Below are 22047 nucleotides of genomic sequence, written 5' to 3'. Positions count from 1 at the left end.
GATGTCATATCGCTTTCGGAATTGTTGGACCGCCGCAGGCCACTATTCTGCCCGTTCTTCACGATCAAAAAAAAGCCCGCCAGGCACAGAGCCGGCGGGCTTTTTTCAACACGGCACAGCAGGTATCACCCCACCCACTTCCGCGCATTGCGGAACATCCGCATCCACGGGCTCCCACCGTCGGGAATCGCCTTCCATGCATCGGGCGCCCAGCTCATCGTCGCCGCGCGGAACACGCGTTCCGGGTGCGGCATCAGGGCCGTAAAGCGGCCATCGACGGTCGTGACCGACGTGATGCCCTGCGGCGAGCCGTTCGGGTTCAGCGGGTACGTCTGCGTGACATTGCCCGCATTGTCCACGAATCGCAGCGCAACCTTCGCGGCACCGATGTCGCCCTGCTGCGAGAAGTCCGCGAAGCCTTCGCCGTGCGCGACCACGATCGGGATGCGGCTGCCTTCCATGCCCGCGAAGAAGATCGACGGCGACTGCTCCACCTGCACGGTCACAAAGCGCGCTTCGTACTGTTCCGACTGGTTGCGCGTGAACTTCGGCCAGGCGTTCGCGCCCGGAATGATCGGCGCAAGGTTGCTCAGCATCTGGCAGCCATTGCACACGCCCAGCGCAAACGTGTCCTGACGGTTGAAGAACGCCGCGAACTGCTCGGCCATCTGTGCGTTGAACAGGATCGTCTTGGCCCAGCCCTCGCCCGCGCCCAGCACGTCGCCGTAGCTGAAGCCGCCGCACGCCACAAAGCCCGTGAAATCGGCCAGGTTCGCACGGCCCGCGATCAGGTCGCTCATATGCACGTCGTGCGCATCGAAGCCCGCGCGATCCATGCTGTAGGCCATTTCGATCTGCGAGTTCACGCCCTGCTCGCGCAGGATCGCCACACGCGGACGCTTGCCGGTGGCCACGAACGGCGCAGCAATATCGGCGGCGGGATCGAACGTCAGCACGGGGCTGATGCCAGGGTCCGCCGCGTCGAGCACGCGATCGTATTCGCTATCGGCGCAGGCCGGGTTGTCGCGCAGACGCGCGATACGCCAGCTCACTTCCGACCAGTTGCGCTGCAGCTCGCCACGCGCGGCGCCATAGACCTTCTTCGCATCGCGATAGATCTCGATCTGGTCGCTCGTGTTGGGCTTGCCCAGCACATGGCTGCAGGCCGAGAGGTTCGACTCGCGCAGCACGCCGAACACCGCGTCGCGATCTTCGGCACGAACCTGGATCACGGCGCCGAGTTCTTCCGAGAACAGCGCGCGCAGCGTCTGCTCGTTCCGGCGTTCCGCGATCTGCTGGGTCCAGTTCTTGGCGTCGCCATAGTCCTGTTCCTGCGTCGGATCGAGCGCGATCATGTCCACGTTCAGCGACACGCCGCAGTGGCCCGCGAAGGCCATTTCGGCCACGGCGGCCATAAAGCCACCATCCGAACGATCGTGATAGGCCAGCAGCTTGTCCTCGCGGTTCAGGCGCTGAATCACGTTGAAGAAGTTCTTGAGATCGTCGGCGTTATCGACGTCGGGCACCGTGTCGCCCACCTGCTGCGTCACCTGCGCGAGGATCGAGCCACCCAGACGGTTCTTGCCGCGGCCGAGGTCGATCGCGATCAGCACCGTGTCGCCCAGATCCGTACGCAGTTGCGGCGTCAGCGTGCGATTGACGTTATCGACCGCCGCGAACGCGGAGATGATCAGCGATACCGGTGCGACCACTTCCTTGGCGACGGTCTTGCCGCCTTCCTCGTCCGACCACTTGGTGCGCATCGACAACGAGTCCTTGCCCACCGGAATGCTGATACCGAGCGCCGGGCACAGTTCCATGCCCACCGCATGCACGGTGTCGTACAGCTTGGCGTCTTCGCCTTCCACGCCGCAGGCCGCCATCCAGTTGGCCGACAGCTTGACCTTGCCGAGATCGATCACGGGCGCGGCCGCGAGGTTCGTCAGCGCCTCGCCAATCGCCATGCGGCCCGATGCGGGCGCGTCGATCACGGCCAGCGGCGTGCGCTCGCCCATCGTCATCGCCTCGCCGGCCAGGCCCTTGTAGTCGAGCGTGGTCACGGCCACGTCGGCCACGGGCACCTGCCACGGGCCGACCATCTGGTCGCGCGCGTTCATGCCGCCCACGGTCCGGTCGCCGATCGTGATCAGGAACGACTTGCTCGCCACGGTCGGATGACGCAGCACGTCATGGACGGCCTGTTCGAGCGAGATACCGGTCACGTCCACGGCCGGCAGTTCGCGCGCCACGCGCTTGACGTCGCGATGCATGCGCGGCGGCTTGCCGAGCAGCACATCCATCGGCATGTTCACCGGGAAGTGTTCCTTCAGCGAGGCATCGACCGCCGCATCGACGACCTGCAGCTGCTGTTCCTCGGTGGCCACGCCGACCACCGCGAACGAGGCACGCTCGCGTTCGCACATCGCCTGGAACCGCGGGAAGCTGTCCGGCGCAATCGCCAGCACATAGCGTTCCTGCGATTCGTTGCACCAGATCTCCGCCGGCGACATCCCCGATTCCTCGAGGTGGATCTGGCGCAGGTCGAAGCGCGCGCCACGGTTCGCACCGTCCACGACTTCGGGGAACGCATTCGACAGGCCGCCCGCGCCCACGTCGTGGATCGACAGGATCGGGTTCGCATCGCCAAGCTGCCAGCACGCGTTGATGACTTCCTGCGCGCGGCGCTCCATCTCGGGGTTGCCACGCTGCACCGAATCGAAGTCCAGATCGGCCGTATTGGTGCCGGTCGCCATCGAGCTCGCGGCGCTGCCGCCCATGCCGATGCGCATGCCCGGGCCGCCCAGCTGGATCAGCAGCGTGCCGGCCGGCAGATCGTTCTTGTGCGTGTGGTTGGCGTCGATATTGCCGATACCGCCGGCGATCATGATCGGCTTGTGATAGCCGCGCACGGTGCCGCCCACGTTCTGTTCGTACACGCGGAAGTAGCCGCCGAGGTTCGCGCGGCCGAATTCGTTGTTGAACGCCGCGCCGCCGAGCGGGCCTTCGATCATGATCTGCAGCGCGGACGCGATGCGGTCCGGCTTGCCGGTCACGCCAGGCTTGTCGTCGGGGTTGCGATGGGCGACCGGCTGCGCGGCGTCGCGCGCGTTCTCCCACGATTCCACGGCTTCCGGCAGCATCAGGTTGGACACCGTGAAGCCCGTCAGGCCGGCCTTCGGCTTCGCGCCGCGGCCCGTTGCGCCTTCATCGCGAATCTCGCCGCCGGCGCCCGTGGAGGCGCCCGGGAACGGGGAAATCGCGGTCGGGTGGTTGTGCGTCTCCACCTTCATCAGCGTATGGGTCAGCGCCTCGTGACGGCCATAACGCTGGTCGTCCCCGCGCGGGTACCAGCGCTCGGCCACGGCCCCTTCCATCACGGCCGAATTGTCCGAATACGCGACGATCGAACCCTGCGGGTTCAGCTGGTGCGTATTGCGGATCATCGCGAACAGCGACTTGTCCTGGCTCACGCCGTCGATGGTCCACGTCGCGTTGAAGATCTTGTGGCGGCAGTGCTCGCTGTTGGCCTGCGCGAACATCATCAGTTCCACGTCGGTCGGATTGCGGCCGAGCTTCGCGTACGCGTCCAGCAGATAGTCGATCTCGTCTTCCGACAGCGCCAGGCCCATGGCCGTGTTGGCGGCCACGAGCGCGCTGCGGCCCGCGGCGATATCGATGAACTGCAGCGGCTTGGCCGGCAGTTCCTGGAACAGGCCCGCGGCATCGGCGCGGGTGGCCACGACGGTCTCCGTCATGCGGTCGAACAGATGCGCGGCGACGGCGGCGCGCGTATCGGCGTCCAGCGTCTTGCGGCCGCGCAGCAGGCCCTTCTTGCAGATCACGGTGATCTCGATCCCGCGCTCGATGCGGTGCACATGCGTCAGGCCGCAGTTATGGGCGATATCGGTCGCCTTGCTCGCCCACGGCGAAATCGTGCCGAAACGCGGAATCACCACGAAGCGGTCGCCTTCGGTCTGCTCGGCGAACGGTGCACCATAGGTCAGCAGCGCGGCGATCCGGGATTCGTCGTCGGCCGAGAGCGGTGCATTGGCATCAACGAAGTGCAGGAACTGGCCGTGCACCGATTCGATATCGGCGTCGATCTGCTTGAGGGCGGTGAGGAGGCGTTGCTGGCGGAAGGCGGAAAGCGCCAATGGGCCGGGGAAGCACGAGAAATGCGCCATGATCGTTGCGGTCGGGAGGCAGGAGGTAGGGGGCTGCGGCCGCCGGCACCGCTGGATGGGATGCCGGCTGGCGGAAAACCGCTATTGTACCTTGCCCGGGACCGCTTATTGCATTGCGCAATCCGACGGGAACGGACAAAACGGGCCGGGCCGCCCGGACGCACCGTTCGGGTGCCCCTTGCGCCCCATCCATCACATCAAAGCGAGGTCGCCGACCGCGCCGCCTGCTCGTAAAGTCCCGTCAGCACCCGCAACAGCCGCGCAAGTTCGCCGATCTCCACGTTCTCGTCGCTGCCCTCGGTGAAATTGCTCGTCAGGCATTGCTCGCGGATCTCGCGATACCGCGCACAGGCATCGCTACCGGCCTGCGTCGTGGCGTAGGTCGCTTCCTTGCCGACGCGCTCGCCGGAAACCAGCCCCAGCCCCGTGAGCTTCTTGAGCGCATAGGTCACCAGATGGGTGTCCTCGACATTGAGCACGAAGCAGATATCGGCCAGCCGCTTCGCCCGCCCGCGGTGGTTCACATGGTGCAGGACCAGCACATCGAGGAACGTCAGGTCCCGCACCCCGGCCGCGCCCATGCAGCGCACCACCCAGCGGCTATAGGCGTTGTAGGCCGTGTTGAGCCCGAACTCGAACTCGGACAGCTCCGGGCTGCGAACCGACACCAGGTGCGACGACGACACGATGTTCATGCCCGCCGCGCGGGACAGCGACGTGCGGGGCGACGCCGCGCCAGTCTCCTCGGGCGGTTCAGGCGGGGTGGTCGCAGGCTTGCGTGCCATAGATAAAGTCTCCTGTCCGTGGCGATAGGTGAAAGCCCGAAGCGCATCGAGCCAATAATGGCTTGACAGTTTATTGGCAAATTCTCAGCATGAACACCACTCTGGGCATGACCCTTGCATCAAAAAATCCGTTTTCGCTCATCGCGCGCCCGCCGAGCCAGCGGCGCGCCCCGGTAGTCAAACCCGCGCGCCAACGCGCATGCAACACCAGGAGAGATCGAGATGCGAGTCAAGGGAGTCAACACGTGGGCAGTCATGGCAGGCCTGATGGCTGGCCTCGGGAGTGCGCCGGCGGCATGGGCGGACACCAAATGGGACCTCCCCACCGGCTATCCGGTGAACAACCTCCACACCGAGAACCTGCAGAAGCTCGCCGATGACGTGGCGCAGGCCACGGGCGGCAAGCTCAAGATCCAGCTGCATCCCAATGGCTCCCTGCTGAAGGCCAACGAGATCAAGCGCGGCGTGCAGACCGGGCAGGTCCAGATGGGCGAGATCCTGATGTCGACGCTCGCGAACGAAAACCCCGTGTTCGGCGTGGATGCCGTGCCGTTCCTCGCCACGAGCTACAGCGACGCGTACAAGCTGTGGCAGGCCTCGCGCCCCGTGACCGAGAAGATTCTCGATCGCCAGGGGATGAAGCTGCTGTACGCGGTGGCATGGCCGCCGCAGGGCATCTACGCGAACAAGACGCTGAGCTCCGCGGCCGACATGAAGGGCCTCAAATGGCGGGCGTACAACCCGGCCACCTCGAAGATCGCCGAGCTCGTCGGCGCGCAGCCGGTCACGATCCAGGCCGCCGACCTCGCGCAAGCACTGGCCACGGGCACCGTCAACTCGTTCATGTCCTCGGGCGCCACCGGGGTCGATACCAAGGTGTGGGAGAGCGTGAAGTACTTCTACACCGTGGACGCCTGGCTGCCCAAGAACATGCTCGTGGTCAGCAAGAAGGCCTACGCCGCGCTCGACAAGCCCACGCAGCAGGCGCTGGAGAAGGCCGTGGCCGACGCCGAGAAGCGCGGCTGGCAGGTCTCCGAGCAGAAGACGCGCGAATATCTCGCGGTGCTGTCGAAGAACGGCATGACCGTGCAGCCGCCGTCGTCGCAGCTCAAGGGCGATATGCAGAAGGTCGGCCAGACCATGGTCGATGAATGGGCGAAGAGTGCCGGCGACGACGGCAAGGCCATTCTCGAAGCCTACCGCAAGTAACCGGCCCACTCGCCAAACCGCACCACGCGCACCAGGCACGTGTTCTGTCTGCCGATGGCCCCGGCCATCGGCAGGTCACGCCGCGCCCGCGCCCTGCGCCGCCTCGCGCCACCCCGACACGTAACCTCACGCCCTGCCCATCATGGAAGTCCCCGTCCCTCCCAAGCGCTGGCTGGACCGGCTGCTCGATTACTGCGCCGTCCTCGGCGCGCTCTGTATCCTCGGCGTCTGCATCGTGATGATCATGATGTCGCTCTCGCGTGAAACCACCATCGCGTTCCGCGGTGGCGACGATATCGTCGCCTGGCTGTGCGCGGCCTCCGCGTTCCTCGTGCTCGGCCAGACGTTCCAGCACGGCGGCATCGTGCGCGTGGAAATGCTGCTCGAGGCCGTGGGCCCGCGCCGCCGGTGGCTGCTGGAACTCGTCTCGCTGACCGTATGCCTCGTGTTCGCGGCCTATGCCACCTATGCGCTCGGCACGTTCGCATGGCAAAGCTGGGACATCGGCGACGTGTCGCAGGGGCAGATCGTGATTCCGCTCTGGATTCCGCAGAGCTTCGCGGTCATTGGCTGCGCGGGCTTCCTGCTCGCGGTGGCCGACGAATGGCAGCGCGTGGTGCGCCGCCAGAAGCCGCGCTACCAGCTGGCACAGGAAGCGAAGCTCGCCGCCGGCGATTTCGGGGAGACGATCTGATGAGCACCGTACTCGTTGCCCTCGTCCTGCTCGTGGTGATGATCGTGTTCCTCGCGCTCGGCGCGTGGATTCCCGTCGCCATCGCGGTCACCTCGTGGATCGGCCTGGTCATCTTCTCCGACCACGAAGCGCTGATCAATCTCGCCAACTCGTGGTGGTCGTCCAGCGCGTCGTACACCCTCGCGTCTCTTCCCCTCTTCGTCTGGATGGGCGAGATCCTGTTCCGCACCAAGCTGTCGGAGCAGATGTTCAACGGCCTCTCGCCGTGGCTCAACTGGCTGCCCGGCCGGCTCATGCACGTGAACATCCTCGGCTGCGGCATCTTCGGCTCGGTCTCGGGCTCGTCGGCCGCCACCTGCGCGACCATCGCCAAGTCCGCGCTGCCCGAACTCACGCGGCGCGGCTACGACGAGCGCATCACGCTCGGCTCGCTGTCCACCGCGGGCACGCTCGGCATCCTGATTCCGCCGTCGATCACGATGGTCGTCTACGCGGTCTCCGCCGACGTATCGATCATCCGCGTGTTCCTCGCGGGCTTTCTGCCCGGTCTGCTGCTGATGCTGCTGTTCTCGGGCTATATCGTCGTATGGGCGCTGCTCAATCCGAGCAAGACCCCACCGGCCGAGACGTTCGGCTGGCGCGCGCGATTCGCCTCCATCCGCCAGCTGCTGCCCTGCATCGTACTGATCGCGTTCATCACGTGGATCATGATCGCCGGTTACTCCACGGCCACCGAGGCGGCCGCGTACGGCGTCGTGGCGTCGCTCGCGCTCGCCTGGGCCGGCGGCTCGCTGACACGCCGGGCGTTCTGGGACAGCCTGATGTCCGCCACGCGCCTGACCGCGATGATCATGTTCGTGCTCGGTGCCACGTCGTTCCTGTCCGTGACCATGAGTTTCACCGGCATTCCGCGCGCGCTGGCCGAGTGGGTGGCCGCGCTGCACCTGTCGCCGTGGGCGCTCATCGCGGTGCTGACCATCATCTATATCGTGCTCGGCACTGCCCTCGACGGTATCTCGATGATCGCGCTGACCACGGCCACGGTGCTGCCGATGGTGCAGGCGGCCGGCTTCGATCTGGTATGGTTCGGAATCTTCATCGTGCTGCTCGTCGAGATTGCCGAGGTGACACCCCCGGTCGGATTCAATCTCTTCGTGCTGCAAAGCATGACCGGCAAGGACAGTAACTACATCGCCAGAGTCTCGCTGCCGTTCTTCATGATGATGGTGCTTGCCATCGCCATGGTGACCGTGTGGCCGTCCATCGTGACGTGGCTGCCCGATCAGGTCATGCAGAAAGAACTCAAATAGCCGCGCCCCTGCCGGAGGGGCGCCGGCAGGGAGATGCGAGCCAATATGCACGTCATCGTGATTGGGGCCGGCGCCATCGGCGTCTGCTCAGCGTGGTACCTGCGCCAGGCCGGATTCGACGTGACCGTGCTGGAAGCTCGCGGCGCGCCGGCGCAGGAGAGCAGCTTCGGCAATGCCGGCGTGATCGCGCCGGGCTACGTCACGCCGTGGGCGGCGCCCGGCATGCCGCGCAAGCTGCTCGGCATGCTGTTCGCGAAAGAGACCCCGGTCCGCTTCCGCCCGAGCCTCGACCCCGCCATGTGGCGATGGATCGCGCGCTGGCTGCGCGAATGCCATCCCGAGCGCTACCGCGCCAACAAGCTGCGCATGCAGCGGCTTGCGTTCTACAGCCGCGATTGCCTGCATCGGCTGCGCGGCGAGCTCGAGATCGAGTACGAACAATCGCGCGGGTATCTTCAGCTGTTCCGCACGGCGCGGGATCTCGACCTGGCCGCGCCGGCCCTCGCGCTGCTGCGCGAGAACAAGGTCGTGCATACGCTCGTGGATGCCGAGGGCTGCCGGCGTATCGAGCCGGGGCTGGCACAGGACACGGCGCTCGCGGGCGGCCTGCACCTGCCCGAGGACGAATCGGGCAATTGCCCGCTGTTCGTGCGCCGGCTGCACCAGCACGCGGAAGCCGCGGGGGTGCGCTTCCGGTTCGATACGTCCGTGGCGCGGCTGCGCGCGCCCTCGGGTGGCAGCGGTGGCATCAAGGTCGAACTGGCGGCCGCGAAGCGCGGCGCCACGGCAGAAACGCTGACCGCCGACCGCGTCCTGGTCTGCGCGGGCGTGGGCAGCGCGGCGTTGCTGCGTCCGCTCGGCCTGCGCGTGCCGCTCTACCCGGTCAAGGGTTACTCCGCCACCGTCATGGTGCGCGACGAACTGCAGGCCCCGCTGGCCGCGCTCATGGATGAATCGTTCAAGGTCGCCATCACGCGTATGGGCAATCGCCTGCGCGTGGCGGGCACGGCCGAGCTCGGCACGCGCAGGATGGATCTGCGGCACGATGCGGTACGCACGCTCATCCGCGTGGCCCGCGACTGGTTTCCGGTGGCGGGCAGCTATCAGGAAGCGACGTTGTGGGCCGGCGCGCGGCCGATGCTGCCGGACGGTCCGCCGCTGATCGGCGCCACTTCGGTAGCGGGACTGTTCCTGAACCTCGGCCATGGTTCGACGGGGTGGGCGATGTCATGCGGCTCGGGCAAAATCGCCGCGGACCAGATCGCCGCGAGCGTGGGGGAAGGCGACGGTCCGGCCATCGACATGGAGGGCCTGACGCCCGCGCGTTATCGACTTGCCTGAGAGCCTACGCATGAACACCAGCACACGCCCACACAACAGGCGGCCCCGATCCGCTCGCAACATCGGCGTCCCCGTCGCAAGACATGGCCAGCCTAACGCCCGCGCGCCATCGTCTCGCCTGAGAGCCCAAGCATGAACACCACATCCGCCTCCGCGGCGTCGTCCGCAACACCGGGCACGGTCTCAGCCTCCGCCCACGCAACAAGCGTCCCCGATCCGCTCGCGACATCGGCATCACCGTCGCAAGCCTGGATCCCGCTCGACCCCGCCCATCCGCATACGTCCACCCCGCTCTACGACGTCGCCGCCATCCGCGCGATCGAGCGGGCGGGGCTCGACAGCTTGCCCCCGTTCACGCTGATGGCCCGCGCCGGTGCCGCGGCGGCCGACTGGGTCGCGCGGCATGCCCCCGCAGGCAAGGTGCTCTGCCTCGCGGGCAGCGGCAATAACGGCGGCGATGCCCTGGTTGCCGCCACGCGCCTGCATCAATCAGGCCGCCGCGTGGAGGCGTGGCTGACCGGCGTGCCCGACAAGCTCCCGGCCGACGCCGCACGCGCATGGGCCGAAGCCCGCGCGGCGGGCGTACCGGTGCTGGCGATGCCGCAGGACGAATCGGCTGCCCTCCCGCCGTGGCCCGCCGACTGCACGGCCATCCTCGACGGCTTGCTCGGCATCGGCCTCAATCGCCCGGCGCAGGGGCAGGCCGCGCGCTGGATCGCGCATATCAACGCGTCGGGCATCCCGGTGTTCGCGCTCGACATCCCGAGCGGACTGTTCGCGGACACGGGCGCGGGCCAACCCGCCGTGCGCGCGCAACGCACGCTGACATTCCTCGCCGCCAAGCCTGGCCTGCTGACACTCGATGGCCGCGACTGCGCGGGCGAGATCGATATCGCGCCGTTGGGATTGCCGTATCCGCCGGCGGATGCACCCGTACAGTGGGCTTCACCGTCGGCCTCGACACTGACCTCCCCATCAACCGCACAATCGTCCGCGCAGCCCGCCCCGCCAGCACCCGTGGCGATCGTCAATCAGCCCGCCGGCTTCGCGGCATCGCTGCCCGCGCGCGCGCATGCGGCCAACAAGGGCCATTTCGGGCAACTCGCGGTCATCGGTGGCAACGTGGGCATGACCGGTGCCCCGCTGCTCGGCGCGCGCGCCGCGCTGTATCTGGGCGCGGGCCGCGTGCATATCGGCTTTCTCGCGGACAATGCGCCCGCGGCGGATCTCGTGCATCCGGAATTGATGCTGCATCCCGTCGCGCGCGTCGCCATCGGCGCCATGTCCGCGCTGGTGGCAGGCCCCGGCATGGGCACGGGCACCGATAGCGCCGCGGCACTGGAGACGCTGCTCGATGCGAGCCTCGCCGCGGGTACGCCGCCGGCACTCGTGCTCGATGCCGACGCGCTGAACGTGCTCGCCGCGGACGCCGCGCTCGCCGCGCGTTTTATCGCGAGCGGCCTGGGCATGGTGCTGACGCCGCATCCGCTCGAAGCGGCGCGCCTGCTCGGCACGCATGTCGCCGAGGTACAGCGCGACCGTCTGGCCTCCGCGAGAACGCTGGCCACGCGGTGGCGCGCGGTGGTCGTGCTGAAAGGATCCGGCACCATCGTCGCCGGGCCATGCATGCCGTCCATGCCATCCATGCCATCCATGCCATCCGCGCCGTCCACGTCGCCCACGTCGCCCACGTCGCCTACGCCGCCCACGTCGCCTACGTCGCCCACGTCGCCCACGTCGCCCACGTCGCCTACGTCGCCTACGTCGCCCACGTCGTCCGCATCATCCGCGCCTTCCGCATCGTCCGCATCGTCCGCATCGTCCGCATCGTCCGCGTCGTCCGCATCGTCCGCGTCGTCCGCATCGTCCGCGTCGTCCGCGTCGTCCGCGCCTTCCGCGTCGTCCGCATCGTCCGCATCGTCCGCGTCGTCCGCATCGTCCGCGTCGTCCGCATCGTCCGCGTCGTCCGCGTCGTCCGCGCCTTCCGCGTCGTCCGCATCGTCCGCGTCGGTCGTGTCGGTCGTGCCGGGCGTATCGGGCGTATCGGGCGTATCGGGCGCGTCAGGCGCGTCGGGCGCGTCGGGCGCGTCGGGCGCATCGTCCGCTTCGGGCGCATCGTTACCACCCCCTCCCCCCCTCACCATCAACCCCACCGGCAACCCCGCCCTCGCCACCGCCGGCACCGGCGACGTGCTCGCCGGCATGACCGGCGCGCTGCTCGCGCAAGGCATGCCTCCCCACGCAGCCGCATGCGCCGCCGTCTGGATCCACGGTCGTGCGGCCGATGCCTTCGTCTCCGCCGGCCAGGGTCCGGCTGGCATGACCGCCAGCGAGCTCTACGGCCCCGCCCGGCAGATCCTCAACGCCCTGCTGCGCGGCGAACCCGCCTGAGAACGACGTTCCACTTTTTGCGCGGCCCCGCACAGTGCAATCCGTAACAGGATGTCACCATTCGTCGGACAACGCCCGATAGGGACCGACCCGATTGCCTGCTATCTTGGCCGCACACGCAAGTGCCAGACACAACCGCCGGTGAACAGCGGCCGACATCGCACCGATTTCCCGCGATTAGCGCCGCGCGCTGGCGATATACTTCCGCTGTCCGTGCCCCACGCGGCGCGGACGCCGTTGACCTTATTTCGAGATTGCATGCCGACAGATCTACACGCCTGGAATGCCCTCCTGCAGCATCACGACACCATCCGCGACACGCCGATGCGCGAATGGTTCGACAAGGGGAACGACAACGGTGACGCCGATCGCCGCGTGTCGACGTTCTCCGTGGAGGCCGCGGGCCTGTATCTTGATTTCTCGAAGAACCGCATCACCGACGAAACATTCGACCTGCTGATGCGCCTGGCCGAGGAAGCCGGCGTGCCCTGCCGCCGCGAAGCGATGTTCGCGGGCGAACACATCAACGCCACCGAAGACCGCGCCGCGCTGCACGTGGCCCTGCGCGCGCTGCCCGATGCGCCGTTCCGCGTCGATGGCACCTCGGTCATGCCCGGCATCCACGACGTGCTGCGTCGCATGCAGAGCTTCTCCGAGCGCGTGCGCAGCGGCCAGTGGACCGGCTACACGGGCGAGACCATCACCGACGTCGTCAATATCGGCATCGGCGGTTCCGATCTCGGCCCGCGCATGGTCTGCCGCGCCCTCGCCCATCTTGCGGACCGCGTCGGCCCGAACATGCATTTCGTCTCGAACGTCGACGGCACCGAACTCGCCGAAACGCTCGTGCGCCTCAACCCCGCCCGCACGCTCGTCATCGTCTGCTCCAAGACCTTCACGACGCTCGAGACGATGGCCAACGCCTGCAGCATGCGCGACTGGTTTCTCGCGAAGGGCGTGCCCGAGCATCAGCTCGCATGCCATTTCGTCGCGGTCTCGACCAACACCGAAGCGGTCCGCAAGTTCGGCATCGACCCGGCCAACATGTTCGAGTTCTGGGACTGGATCGGCGGCCGCTTCTCGCTATGGTCGTCGGTCGGCCTGTCGATCGCGCTCGCGGTGGGCTTCGACGCGTTCGAAGACCTGCTGCGCGGCGGCCGCGCAATGGACGATCACTTCCGCACCGCGCCACTCGCGCAGAACATGCCGGTGATCATGGCCATGCTCGGCATCTGGTACCGCAACTTCTTCAACATGCCGACCAGCTGCATGGCGCCCTATTCGACGTCGCTCGAACTGTTCCCGGCGTTCCTGCAGCAGCTGGAGATGGAAAGCAACGGCAAATCCGTGCAGCTCGACGGCCGCCGCGTGCGTTCGCATACGTCGCCGGTGGTGTGGGGCACCGCGGGCACGAACGGCCAGCATGCCTACTTCCAGATGATCCACCAGGGCTCGCAGATCGTGCCCGTGGACTTCGTCGCCCCGCTCGTGCCGCCGCGCAATCTGCCCGGCCATCATGCCAAGCTGCTCGCCAACTGCTTCGCGCAGGCAGAAGCGCTGATGCGCGGCCGCAGCGCGGAAGAACTGCACGCTGCGGGCGTGACCGACCCGGCCCGCGTGCCGCATATGGTGTTCGAGGGAAACCGTCCCAGCAATACGCTGCTGATGGAAGACCTCACCCCGCACGTGCTGGGCGCGCTGATCGCGCTCTACGAGCACCGCACGTTCGTGCAGGGCGTCATCTGGAATATCAACTCGTTCGACCAGTGGGGCGTGGAGCTCGGCAAGATCCTCGCGCGCCCGATCGAAGCCGAACTCAAGGGCGACGCGGCCGGCGCGCACGATGCCTCCACGCGCGCGCTGATCGCCCGCGCGCGCGAGGTGCTCGCGCGTCCCGCCTCGGGTCAGACCTCCGTACCGAGCAACTGATCGCTGGCGACGCGGCCGGCCTCGATCGTAAGCATGCGGCCGCAGCGCGCGGCCACCGATCGATCGTGCGTCACGAGCACCAGCGTGGAGCCCGCATCGCGATTGAGTTCGAACATCAGCGCGATGACGGCCTCGCCCGTGGTCGTATCGAGGCTGCCCGTCGGCTCGTCGGCAAACAGGATATCGGGCCGCGCCACGAACGCGCGGGCCAGCGCCACGCGTTGCTGCTCGCCGCCGGACAGCGTGCGCGGATAGTGCGAGAGCCGCTTGCCCAGCCCCACCCGCTCCAGCATCTCCACCGCGCGCTCGCGCACGCGATCGGTCTCCCCGCGCAACTCCAGCGGCAGCATCACGTTCTCGAGCGCGGTCAAATGTCCCACGAGCTGGAACGACTGGAACACGAATCCCACATGGCGGCCGCGCAGCGCGGCGCGCTGGTCCTCGTTGAGCGCGAACAGGTCCTGGCCATGCAGCTTGACCGCGCCGGTGCTCGGCAGATCGAGCCCGGCCAGCAGGCCGAGCAGCGTCGATTTGCCCGATCCCGAGGCGCCGACGATGGCCAGCGTCTCGCCCGGCGTGACGGAAAACGAGACGTCGTGCAAAATCGTCAGCGAACCCGTCGCGTCGGCTACGGTCTTTCCTAGTGACTCGACAGCGAGAATGGAAGAAGACATGGGCAAGAAATCCGGGAGCATAAATTTGAGGAATGCCGCCAAGGTAGCATGCGGCGTCGCCATTGGCATGGCCATCGGCATCGGCGCCGCATGGTTATCGGTGATGCCCGCGCAGGCCGCGACCGCGGCATCGCCGACCACTCCCGCCACAGCGGGCCCCGCCATTGTCGTGCTCGGAGACAGCCTGTCCGCCGAATACGGCCTCACGCGCGGCACCGGCTGGGTCAATCTGCTGCAGGACCGCCTGCGCGCGGAGCGGTTCGATTATAGCGTCGTCAACGCAAGCATCAGCGGCGAGACCACGGTCGGCGGCAAGACGCGCCTGCCCGATCTGCTGGCCCGCCACAAACCCGCGGTGGTCATCGTGGAACTGGGCGCCAACGACGCGTTGCGCGGCCTCTCGCTGCAAAGCACGGAGACCAACCTGCGCGGCATCCTGGGCAGCGCGCAGAAGGCAGGCGCGCGCGTGGTGCTCGTCGGCATGCGCATTCCGCCGAACTACGGGCAGGACTACACCGAGAAGTTTTACGCGCTGTATGGAAAGCTGGCGCAGGAGTATCGCGCCGCGCTGGTGCCGTTCTTCCTCGACAAGGTGATTACACACCCCGACTGGTTCCAGGAAGACCGCATTCACCCCACCGCCGCCGCGCAGCCCACGTTGCTGGACAACGTGTGGCCGCAACTCAAGCCGTTGCTGAAAACGAAGCGCTGAGGGCGCTGCGGAGGGAAACGATGAAGGGAACGATAAAGGGAACGATAAAGGGGGGTCGCCCCTCTCGCGACGGAGAGGGGCTGAGGGAGATTACTGCGACTGGCCTTCGCCCGCGTCGGACGCCGCGGCAATCGGACGCAGGATCTTCACCTTCGATTCGGCCTTCAGGCTCTCGTAGTAGGCGTTCAGATCCGCCTGACCCACGAGCTGCGCGAGCTGCTGCGCTTCGGCCTGACGTTGCTCGGGCTTCGGCTGCGTCGGCGTGCTGACCTTGTTGATGCGATAGATCGCATATCCGTCGTTACCGAGATCCACACCCACGAACGCCGGCAGCTTCAGCGCATCGGCGCGCATGATCGCTTCCGCGGCCTTCGGCGGGATATTGTCGCCACGCGTGCGCGACACCGTCACCGATGCACCGAAGCCAGCCGTGGCCGGATCCTTCTTCAGCGCCTCGAGCTTCGCCTCGCCATCCTTGCGCGCCAGCTCGGCGGCCTGCTGCGCGACATACGCGGCACGCACCTGTGCTTCCACCTCTTCGAACTTGCGCACCGACGAAGGACGATAGTCCACGACGCGTGCCGACACCAGCGTGGTCGGGCCCACCTGCACGGCCTCGATATTGCGCTTGTTCTTCAGCGCGTCATCGCTGAACAGGGCCTTCAGCACCTTCTCGTTGTTGAGCGGGTTCTGCGCGCCGAGCTTCGGATTCGGCTGACGCGTCACGTCGTCCGCGGTCTGGATCTGCAGGTGGAACTTGTCGGCGGCCGGCTTCAGGCTTTCCGACTGTTCGTACACGAGATTGCCGAACGCGTCGGCCTGCTCCTGATACGCCTTGGCCGCGAGCTGCTTGCGCAGTTCGCCTTCGAGCTCGGCCTTCACGGCTTCCAGCGGCTGCACGGCGGCCGGCTTGATCTCGTCGAGCTTGATGATGTGATAGCCGTAGTCGGTCTCCACCACGTCGCTGATCTGACCCGGCTTGAGCGCGTACATCGCGTCTTCGAACGGCTTGACCAGCGCGCCATGGCCCATGAAGCCGAGATCGCCACCCTTCTCCGCCGAACCGGGATCCTGCGATTCCTTCTTCGCCACGGCGGCGAACGTTTCCGGATGCTTGCGCAGTTCCTCGAGCAGCTTCGTGGCACGCGCCTTCGCGGCGGCACGATCGGCGGCCGGTGCGTCCTTCGGCGACGAAATCAGGATATGGCTCGCGCGGCGCTGCTCGTCGGTCTTGAAGCGCTGGATATTGCTGTCGTAGTAGGACTTCAGCTGTTCCGGCGTCACGGTCTGCGATGCGGCGAGCGCGTCGCCGGACAGCACCACGTATTCGACCTTGGCCGATTCGGGAATCGTATAGGCCGAGGTGTGCGCGTCGTAGTAGGCCTTCAGTGCCGCCGCATCGGGCGTCACCTTGGCGGTGAAGTCGGCGGGCTTGACCACGAGGGCCTGCACGTCACGCTCCTGATCGCGGACGGCAAGCAGGCGGTCCAGCAGCGACTTCGGCATAAAGCCCGTGGTTGCCACGGCGGCGCTCAGTTGTTGCGTGGCCAGGTCGAAGCGCATGCGCGAATCGAGCTGCTCCGGCGTCATGCCCTGCGCGGCCAGCAACTGCACGTAGGCCTTCTCGTCGAACTTGCCGTCGGCGGTCCTGAGTTGCGCGATCGCGGGAATGCTCTGGATCGCGGCGGCCACTTCGGCATCGGACACGGTCAGATGTTCGCGCGCGACGGTAGCGGACACCACGCGCTGCAGAATCAGCTGGTCGAGCACGGCCTGGCGCGCGGCGGCACCTTCGAACTGACGCGGATCGTAGCTGGCGCCAAGAATCTGACGCATGCGCTCGGTCTGATCGCGCACGACGTTGTCCACTTCCTGAACCGAGATGGCGCGGCCATCGACCTTCGCGACGTCATGCGAACTGTCCATGAAGCGCGAATAGCTTTCCACGCCGAAGAACACGAACGACGGAAAGACGAGCACCAGCAGCAGCAGAAGCATCAGGCGCCGGTTGTTGCGTACGAAATCAAGCATGCTGATTCGGGTAAAGGGTTGGCACGAAGGACAAACTTCGCGATTCTATCAGGAGAGACAACCGATACCCGTCAGATTCGGGGGTATGGCGGAATTGGACGCAGAAATAAAAAACGCCCGCGTTAGCGGGCGTCCTTCATAACTGGCGGAGTGGACGGGGCTCGCCTACATCCCGCAGGCCGCTGCCGCGCTTGCAAGCGCGGCCCTTCGATCCCCGCCGTGAGCCGCGCAGGCGGCTCACTCCACTCCGCATAAAGAAAAACACCCGCTGTCGCGGGTGTTTTCTTGAAACTGGCGGAGTGGACGGGGCTCGAACCCGCGACCCCCGGCGTGACAGGCCGGTATTCTAACCAACTGAACTACCACTCCTGAATCGGTACCCATGCAACGCAGCGGTGGTGGGTGCTGAGGGGTTCGAACCCCCGACCTACGCCTTGTAAGGGCGCCGCTCTACCAACTGAGCTAAGCACCCGCATGCGTGACACGAGTCAATCTCGCTTCGCACGGCTCGGCAGGTACTGCTTCGATTGCCGCTGTTTGCGTTGCGAGGCCGCGATTGTAATCCAGGTGTTTGCGATTTGCCAAGCCTTGCGCACAAGAAAAAAACGCCACGGTTTCCCGTGGCGTTTCTCGTCTTCGGCTATGCGCGATCAGTGATGCGTCATCTCGACCGTGGACTTGGACTTGTCCGCCACATCGGCAGGCTTCTCCACTTCCTCGGGCAGCGGCTCGGGCTTGCGCTCGAGCGCGAGCTCCAGCACCTTGTCGATCCACCGCACCGGCACGATCTCGATCGCGTTCTTCACGTTGTCAGGAATCTCGGCGAGGTCCTTGACGTTCTCTTCCGGAATCAGCACCAGCTTGATACCGCCACGATGGGCCGCCAGCAGCTTCTCCTTGAGACCGCCAATCGGCAGCACTTCGCCGCGCAGCGTGATCTCGCCCGTCATCGCGACATCGGCACGCACCGGAATACCGGTCAGCACCGACACCAGCGCCGTCGTCATCGCACCGCCCGCCGACGGACCATCCTTCGGCGTCGCGCCTTCCGGCACGTGGATGTGGATGTCGCGCTTCTCGAACATCTCGTCCGTGATGCCCAGACGACGTGCCCGCGAACGTACCACGGAGCGCGCGGCCTCGACCGATTCCTTCATCACGTCACCGAGCGAACCCGTACGCGTGATGTTGCCCTTGCCCGGCATGATCGCGGCTTCGATGGTCAGCAGATCGCCGCCCACTTCCGTCCACGCCAGACCGGTCACCTGGCCCACCTGGTTCTCCTTGCCCGCAAGACCGAAGTCGTACTTGCGCACGCCGAGGAATTTGTCGAGGTTCTCGGAATCTACCTTCACCGAGCCCGACTCCTTCTTCAGCAGCAGCAGCTTGACCACCTTGCGCGCGATCTTGGAGACCTCGCGTTCCAGCGAACGCACACCGGCTTCCCGCGTGTAGTAGCGGATGATGTCGCGAATCGCCGCGTCGGTCACCTCGATCTCGCCCACCTTCAGACCGTTGTTCTTGATCTGCTTGGGCAGCAGGTAACGCTCGGCGATGTTGACCTTCTCGTCCTCGGTGTAACCCGAGAGGCGAATCACTTCCATCCGGTCCAGCAGCGGCGGCGGAATGTTCAGCGAGTTCGACGTCGCCACGAACATCACATCCGACAGATCGAAGTCGACCTCGATGTAGTGGTCCTGGAACGTATGGTTCTGTTCCGGGTCCAGCACCTCGAGCAGCGCCGACGACGGGTCGCCACGGAAATCCATGCCCATCTTGTCGATTTCGTCGAGCAGGAAGAGCGGATTGCGTACGCCGACCTTCGACAGGCTCTGCAGGATCTTGCCCGGCATGGAGCCGATATAGGTCCTGCGGTGGCCGCGGATCTCGGCCTCGTCCCGCACGCCACCCAGTGCCATGCGCACGAACTTGCGGTTCGTCGCACGCGCCACCGACTGGCCCAGCGAGGTCTTGCCCACACCGGGGGGCCCGACCAGGCACAGGATCGGCGCCTTCACCTTGTCCACGCGCTGTTGCACCGCGAGGTACTCGAGAATGCGTTCCTTCACCTTCTCGAGGCCGTAGTGGTCTTCATCCAGCACGCGCTCGGCGTTCGCAAGGTCGTTGTTGACCTTGCTCTTCTTGCGCCACGGCAGGTTGACCAGCGTGTCGATGTAGTTGCGCACGACGGTCGCTTCCGCGGACATCGGCGACATCAGCTTGAGCTTCTTGAACTCGGCGTCGGCCTTCTTCTTGGCCTCCTTGGGCATCCGGGCAGCCTTGATGCGCTTGTCGAGTTCCTCGAGGTCAGCGCCCTCTTCGCCTTCGCCCAGTTCCTTCTGGATGGCCTTGACCTGCTCGTTCAGGTAGTACTCGCGCTGGGACTTCTCCATCTGGCGCTTGACGCGGCCACGGATGCGCTTTTCCACCTGCAGGATGTCGATCTCGCCTTCGAGCTGCGACAGCAGGCTCTCGAGACGCTCGGTCACATTGACCATCTCGAGGATCTTCTGCTTCTGCTCGAGCTTGATCGGCAGATGCGCGGCGATCGTGTCGGCCAGGCGGCCGGCTTCGTCGATACCCGACAGCGACGTCAGGATCTCGGGCGGGATCTTCTTGTTGAGTTTCACGTACTGGTCGAACTGCGACACGATCGCGCGGCGCAGGGCCTCGGTTTCGGCGCTTTCGACCGGTGCGGGCGGCACGGGCACGGCTTCGCACATGAAGTGCGAGTCGTCCTCGCTCACTTCGGTGATGTTCGCACGCTGGGTACCCTCGACCAGCACCTTCACGGTACCGTCGGGCAGCTTCAGCATCTGCAGGATATTGGCGATGCAGCCGACCTCGTAGAGGTCATCGGCCGTCGGCTCGTCTTTCGCCGCCGTCTTCTGGGCCACGAGCATGATGCTCTTGCCCGACTCCATCGCAGTCTCAAGCGCCTTGATGGACTTCGGGCGACCCACGAACAGCGGGATCACCATGTGCGGAAACACCACCACGTCGCGCAGGGGCAACAGTGGGAGGCGAATCGGCTCAGCCGGGAGGAGTTGTGTTCCGGACATCATTTTCCCCAGTCAGTCATTTAAGGCGTAAATAGGGCCGCGGGAATCGATTACAAGACAGCTATCATCGATTTCGGTGCAAGAAAACAATATGCCGAAAAAAGCATTTCCGTCACATGCCTCACCCTGCACTTGCGACCCGCTCCTGAACAGCATACCCGCGTTTGCTCCCGTTCGTCGTTTGAAATGAAGAAAAAAAGCCGCTCGCTTCGACGCGAACGGCTCCTTGAATTTATCGCCGGTCTGGCATCCACCACTCGGACGACATGGGCATCGATTCGCGTCCCTCAGTTCGAGCCGGCTACCTTGGGCTGCTGCGGTTCTTCGTAGATCAGCAGCGGCGGCGCGTCGCCGGTGATCGTGTTTTCGTCGATCACCACCTTGTGCACACCCTTGTAGTTCGGCAGGTCGTACATGACGTCCATCAGGGACTGTTCGAGGATCGAACGCAGGCCACGGGCACCCGTCTTGCGGCGGATGGCCTTGCGGGCGATCGCGGACAGCGCGGCCGGACGAATCTCCAGCTCCACGCCTTCCATCGCCAGCAGCTTCTGGTACTGCTTGACCAGCGCGTTCTTCGGCTCGACCAGGATCTGCATCAGCGCGGCTTCGTCCAGCTTGGCCAGCGTTGCCACTACCGGCAGACGCCCGATGAGTTCCGGAATCAGGCCGAACTTGATCAGATCCTCGGGTTCGGTCTGCGGCAGCACCTCGCTGACGTCACGCTCTTCCTTGCTCTGGACCTGCGCGGCAAAGCCGATGCCGGTCTTGTCCGAACGCTGCATGATGACCTTCTCCAGGCCATCGAACGCACCGCCGCAGATAAACAGGATGTTCGTCGTATCGACCTGCAGGAAGTCCTGATTCGGGTGCTTGCGGCCGCCCTGCGGGGGCACCGAAGCCATCGTGCCTTCGATCAGCTTCAGCAGCGCCTGCTGCACGCCCTCGCCCGACACGTCGCGCGTGATGGACGGATTGTCCGATTTGCGCGAAATCTTGTCGATTTCATCGATATAGACGATGCCGCGCTGCGCCTTCTCGACTTCGTAGTTGCAGTTCTGCAGCAGCTTCTGAATGATGTTCTCGACGTCCTCGCCGACATAGCCGGCTTCCGTCAGCGTGGTCGCGTCGGCGATCACGAACGGCACGTTGAGCAGGCGGGCCAGCGTCTGGGCGAGCAGCGTCTTGCCGGAACCGGTCGGGCCGATCAGCAGGATGTTGCTCTTCGACAGCTCGACGTCGTCCTTCTTGCCGAGGTGCTTCAGGCGCTTGTAGTGGTTGTACACCGCCACGGCCAGGATCTTCTTGGCCTGTTCCTGACCGATCACGTATTGGTCGAGGCTCTCGCGAATCTCGTGCGGGGTCGGCAGGTCGGAACGGGTAGCGGCCGCGGCGTCCTTTTCGGACGCGGCTGCCTCGTCGCGGATGATCTCGTTGCAGAGGTCGATGCATTCATCGCAGATGAAGACCGACGGGCCCGCGATCAGCTTCTTGACCTCGTGCTGGCTCTTGCCGCAGAACGAGCAGTACAGAAGCTTTTCACTGGAAGAACTCTTTTTGTCCGCCATAGGATTCAGTCACATTAGCAGTGTGGCCACACGGAGCCGGGCTGGCCTCCGCGGGAAACGCATGAAACGCATCATACGCCAAAACAATTGGGCCGACCGGTGTTGCTTGAAAGCAAAAAACGAGGCACATGGCCTCGTTCCAAGGTAGGCTGGCCGA

The 22047-nt window shown here is 65.7% G+C and carries 13 protein-coding genes and 2 tRNA genes; 7 read left to right on the top strand and 8 right to left on the bottom strand.

Annotation, left to right across the window (positions count from 1 at the left end):
• Positions 1-125: 125 nt before the first annotated feature.
• Positions 126-4184: a phosphoribosylformylglycinamidine synthase gene (gene purL, locus FOB72_RS05005; protein ID WP_150371524.1), complete on the bottom strand. Its 4059-nt coding sequence runs from the start codon at positions 4182-4184 to the stop codon at positions 126-128.
• Positions 4185-4381: 197 nt separating this feature from the next.
• Complete coding sequence (locus tag FOB72_RS05000; protein ID WP_150371523.1) at positions 4382-4969, bottom strand: winged helix DNA-binding protein; 588 nt, start codon at positions 4967-4969, stop codon at positions 4382-4384.
• A 255-nt stretch (positions 4970-5224) separates the two neighbouring features.
• Between FOB72_RS05000 and FOB72_RS04995 the strand changes: the two genes are divergently transcribed.
• The 6 genes from FOB72_RS04995 to pgi all read left to right on the top strand — a co-directional run bounded on the left by FOB72_RS04995 (position 5225) and on the right by pgi (position 13843).
• Entirely contained in the window at positions 5225-6178 is a 954-nt protein-coding gene (locus FOB72_RS04995) for a TRAP transporter substrate-binding protein (RefSeq protein ID WP_411859824.1), read from the top strand.
• Between the two features lie 142 nt (positions 6179-6320).
• Positions 6321-6872 (top strand): TRAP transporter small permease subunit, encoded by a 552-nt coding sequence (locus tag FOB72_RS04990; RefSeq protein WP_150371521.1) that lies wholly within the window; start codon positions 6321-6323, stop codon positions 6870-6872.
• Positions 6872-8182, top strand: coding sequence for a TRAP transporter large permease (locus FOB72_RS04985; protein WP_109580896.1), 1311 nt, complete (start codon positions 6872-6874; stop codon positions 8180-8182). The genes FOB72_RS04990 and FOB72_RS04985 overlap by 1 nt, the downstream gene beginning before the upstream one ends.
• A 45-nt stretch (positions 8183-8227) precedes the next feature.
• Positions 8228-9523 carry a D-amino acid dehydrogenase gene (locus tag FOB72_RS04980; protein WP_150373748.1) on the top strand — a complete coding sequence of 432 codons (1296 nt, stop codon included), beginning with the start codon at positions 8228-8230 and terminating at the stop codon, positions 9521-9523.
• A gap of 132 nt (positions 9524-9655) precedes the next feature.
• Positions 9656-11914, top strand: a complete 2259-nt coding sequence (locus FOB72_RS04975; protein ID WP_150371520.1) for an NAD(P)H-hydrate epimerase — start codon at positions 9656-9658, stop codon at positions 11912-11914.
• Between the two features lie 258 nt (positions 11915-12172).
• Positions 12173-13843, top strand: coding sequence for a glucose-6-phosphate isomerase (gene pgi / locus FOB72_RS04970; RefSeq protein WP_150371518.1), 1671 nt, complete (start codon positions 12173-12175; stop codon positions 13841-13843).
• On the opposite strand, the gene FOB72_RS04965 is transcribed toward pgi, so the two are convergent.
• Positions 13819-14517, bottom strand: a complete 699-nt coding sequence (locus FOB72_RS04965; RefSeq protein ID WP_150371516.1) for an ABC transporter ATP-binding protein — start codon at positions 14515-14517, stop codon at positions 13819-13821. The two genes, pgi and FOB72_RS04965, sit on opposite strands and share 25 nt — an antisense overlap.
• A 103-nt stretch (positions 14518-14620) precedes the next feature.
• Between FOB72_RS04965 and FOB72_RS04960 the strand changes: the two genes are divergently transcribed.
• On the top strand, positions 14621-15229 hold the full coding sequence (locus FOB72_RS04960) for an arylesterase (protein WP_223851477.1): 609 nt from the start codon (positions 14621-14623) through the stop codon (positions 15227-15229).
• A 90-nt stretch (positions 15230-15319) separates the two neighbouring features.
• Here the strand turns inward: FOB72_RS04960 and FOB72_RS04955 are convergent, their stop codons facing one another.
• From FOB72_RS04955 to clpX, 5 genes are all read right to left on the bottom strand, one after another.
• On the bottom strand, positions 15320-17260 hold the full coding sequence (locus FOB72_RS04955) for a SurA N-terminal domain-containing protein (protein WP_150371514.1): 1941 nt from the start codon (positions 17258-17260) through the stop codon (positions 15320-15322).
• A 292-nt stretch (positions 17261-17552) separates the two neighbouring features.
• Positions 17553-17629: transfer RNA gene (locus tag FOB72_RS04950), tRNA-Asp, on the bottom strand.
• 27 nt (positions 17630-17656) lie between these two features.
• Positions 17657-17732: transfer RNA gene (locus FOB72_RS04945), tRNA-Val, on the bottom strand.
• A 178-nt stretch (positions 17733-17910) separates the two neighbouring features.
• On the bottom strand, positions 17911-20322 hold the full coding sequence (lon, locus tag FOB72_RS04940) for an endopeptidase La (protein WP_150371512.1): 2412 nt from the start codon (positions 20320-20322) through the stop codon (positions 17911-17913).
• Between the two features lie 287 nt (positions 20323-20609).
• On the bottom strand, positions 20610-21890 hold the full coding sequence (clpX, locus tag FOB72_RS04935) for an ATP-dependent Clp protease ATP-binding subunit ClpX (protein ID WP_150371510.1): 1281 nt from the start codon (positions 21888-21890) through the stop codon (positions 20610-20612).
• Between the last annotated feature and the right edge of the window lie 157 nt (positions 21891-22047).

It is taken from the genome of Cupriavidus pauculus (genome assembly GCF_008693385.1).
Taxonomy (GTDB): Bacteria; Pseudomonadota; Gammaproteobacteria; order Burkholderiales; family Burkholderiaceae; genus Cupriavidus; species Cupriavidus pauculus_D.
Note: the sequence above shows the minus strand (reverse complement) of the source record. Positions and strands in the feature narration are given on the sequence as shown.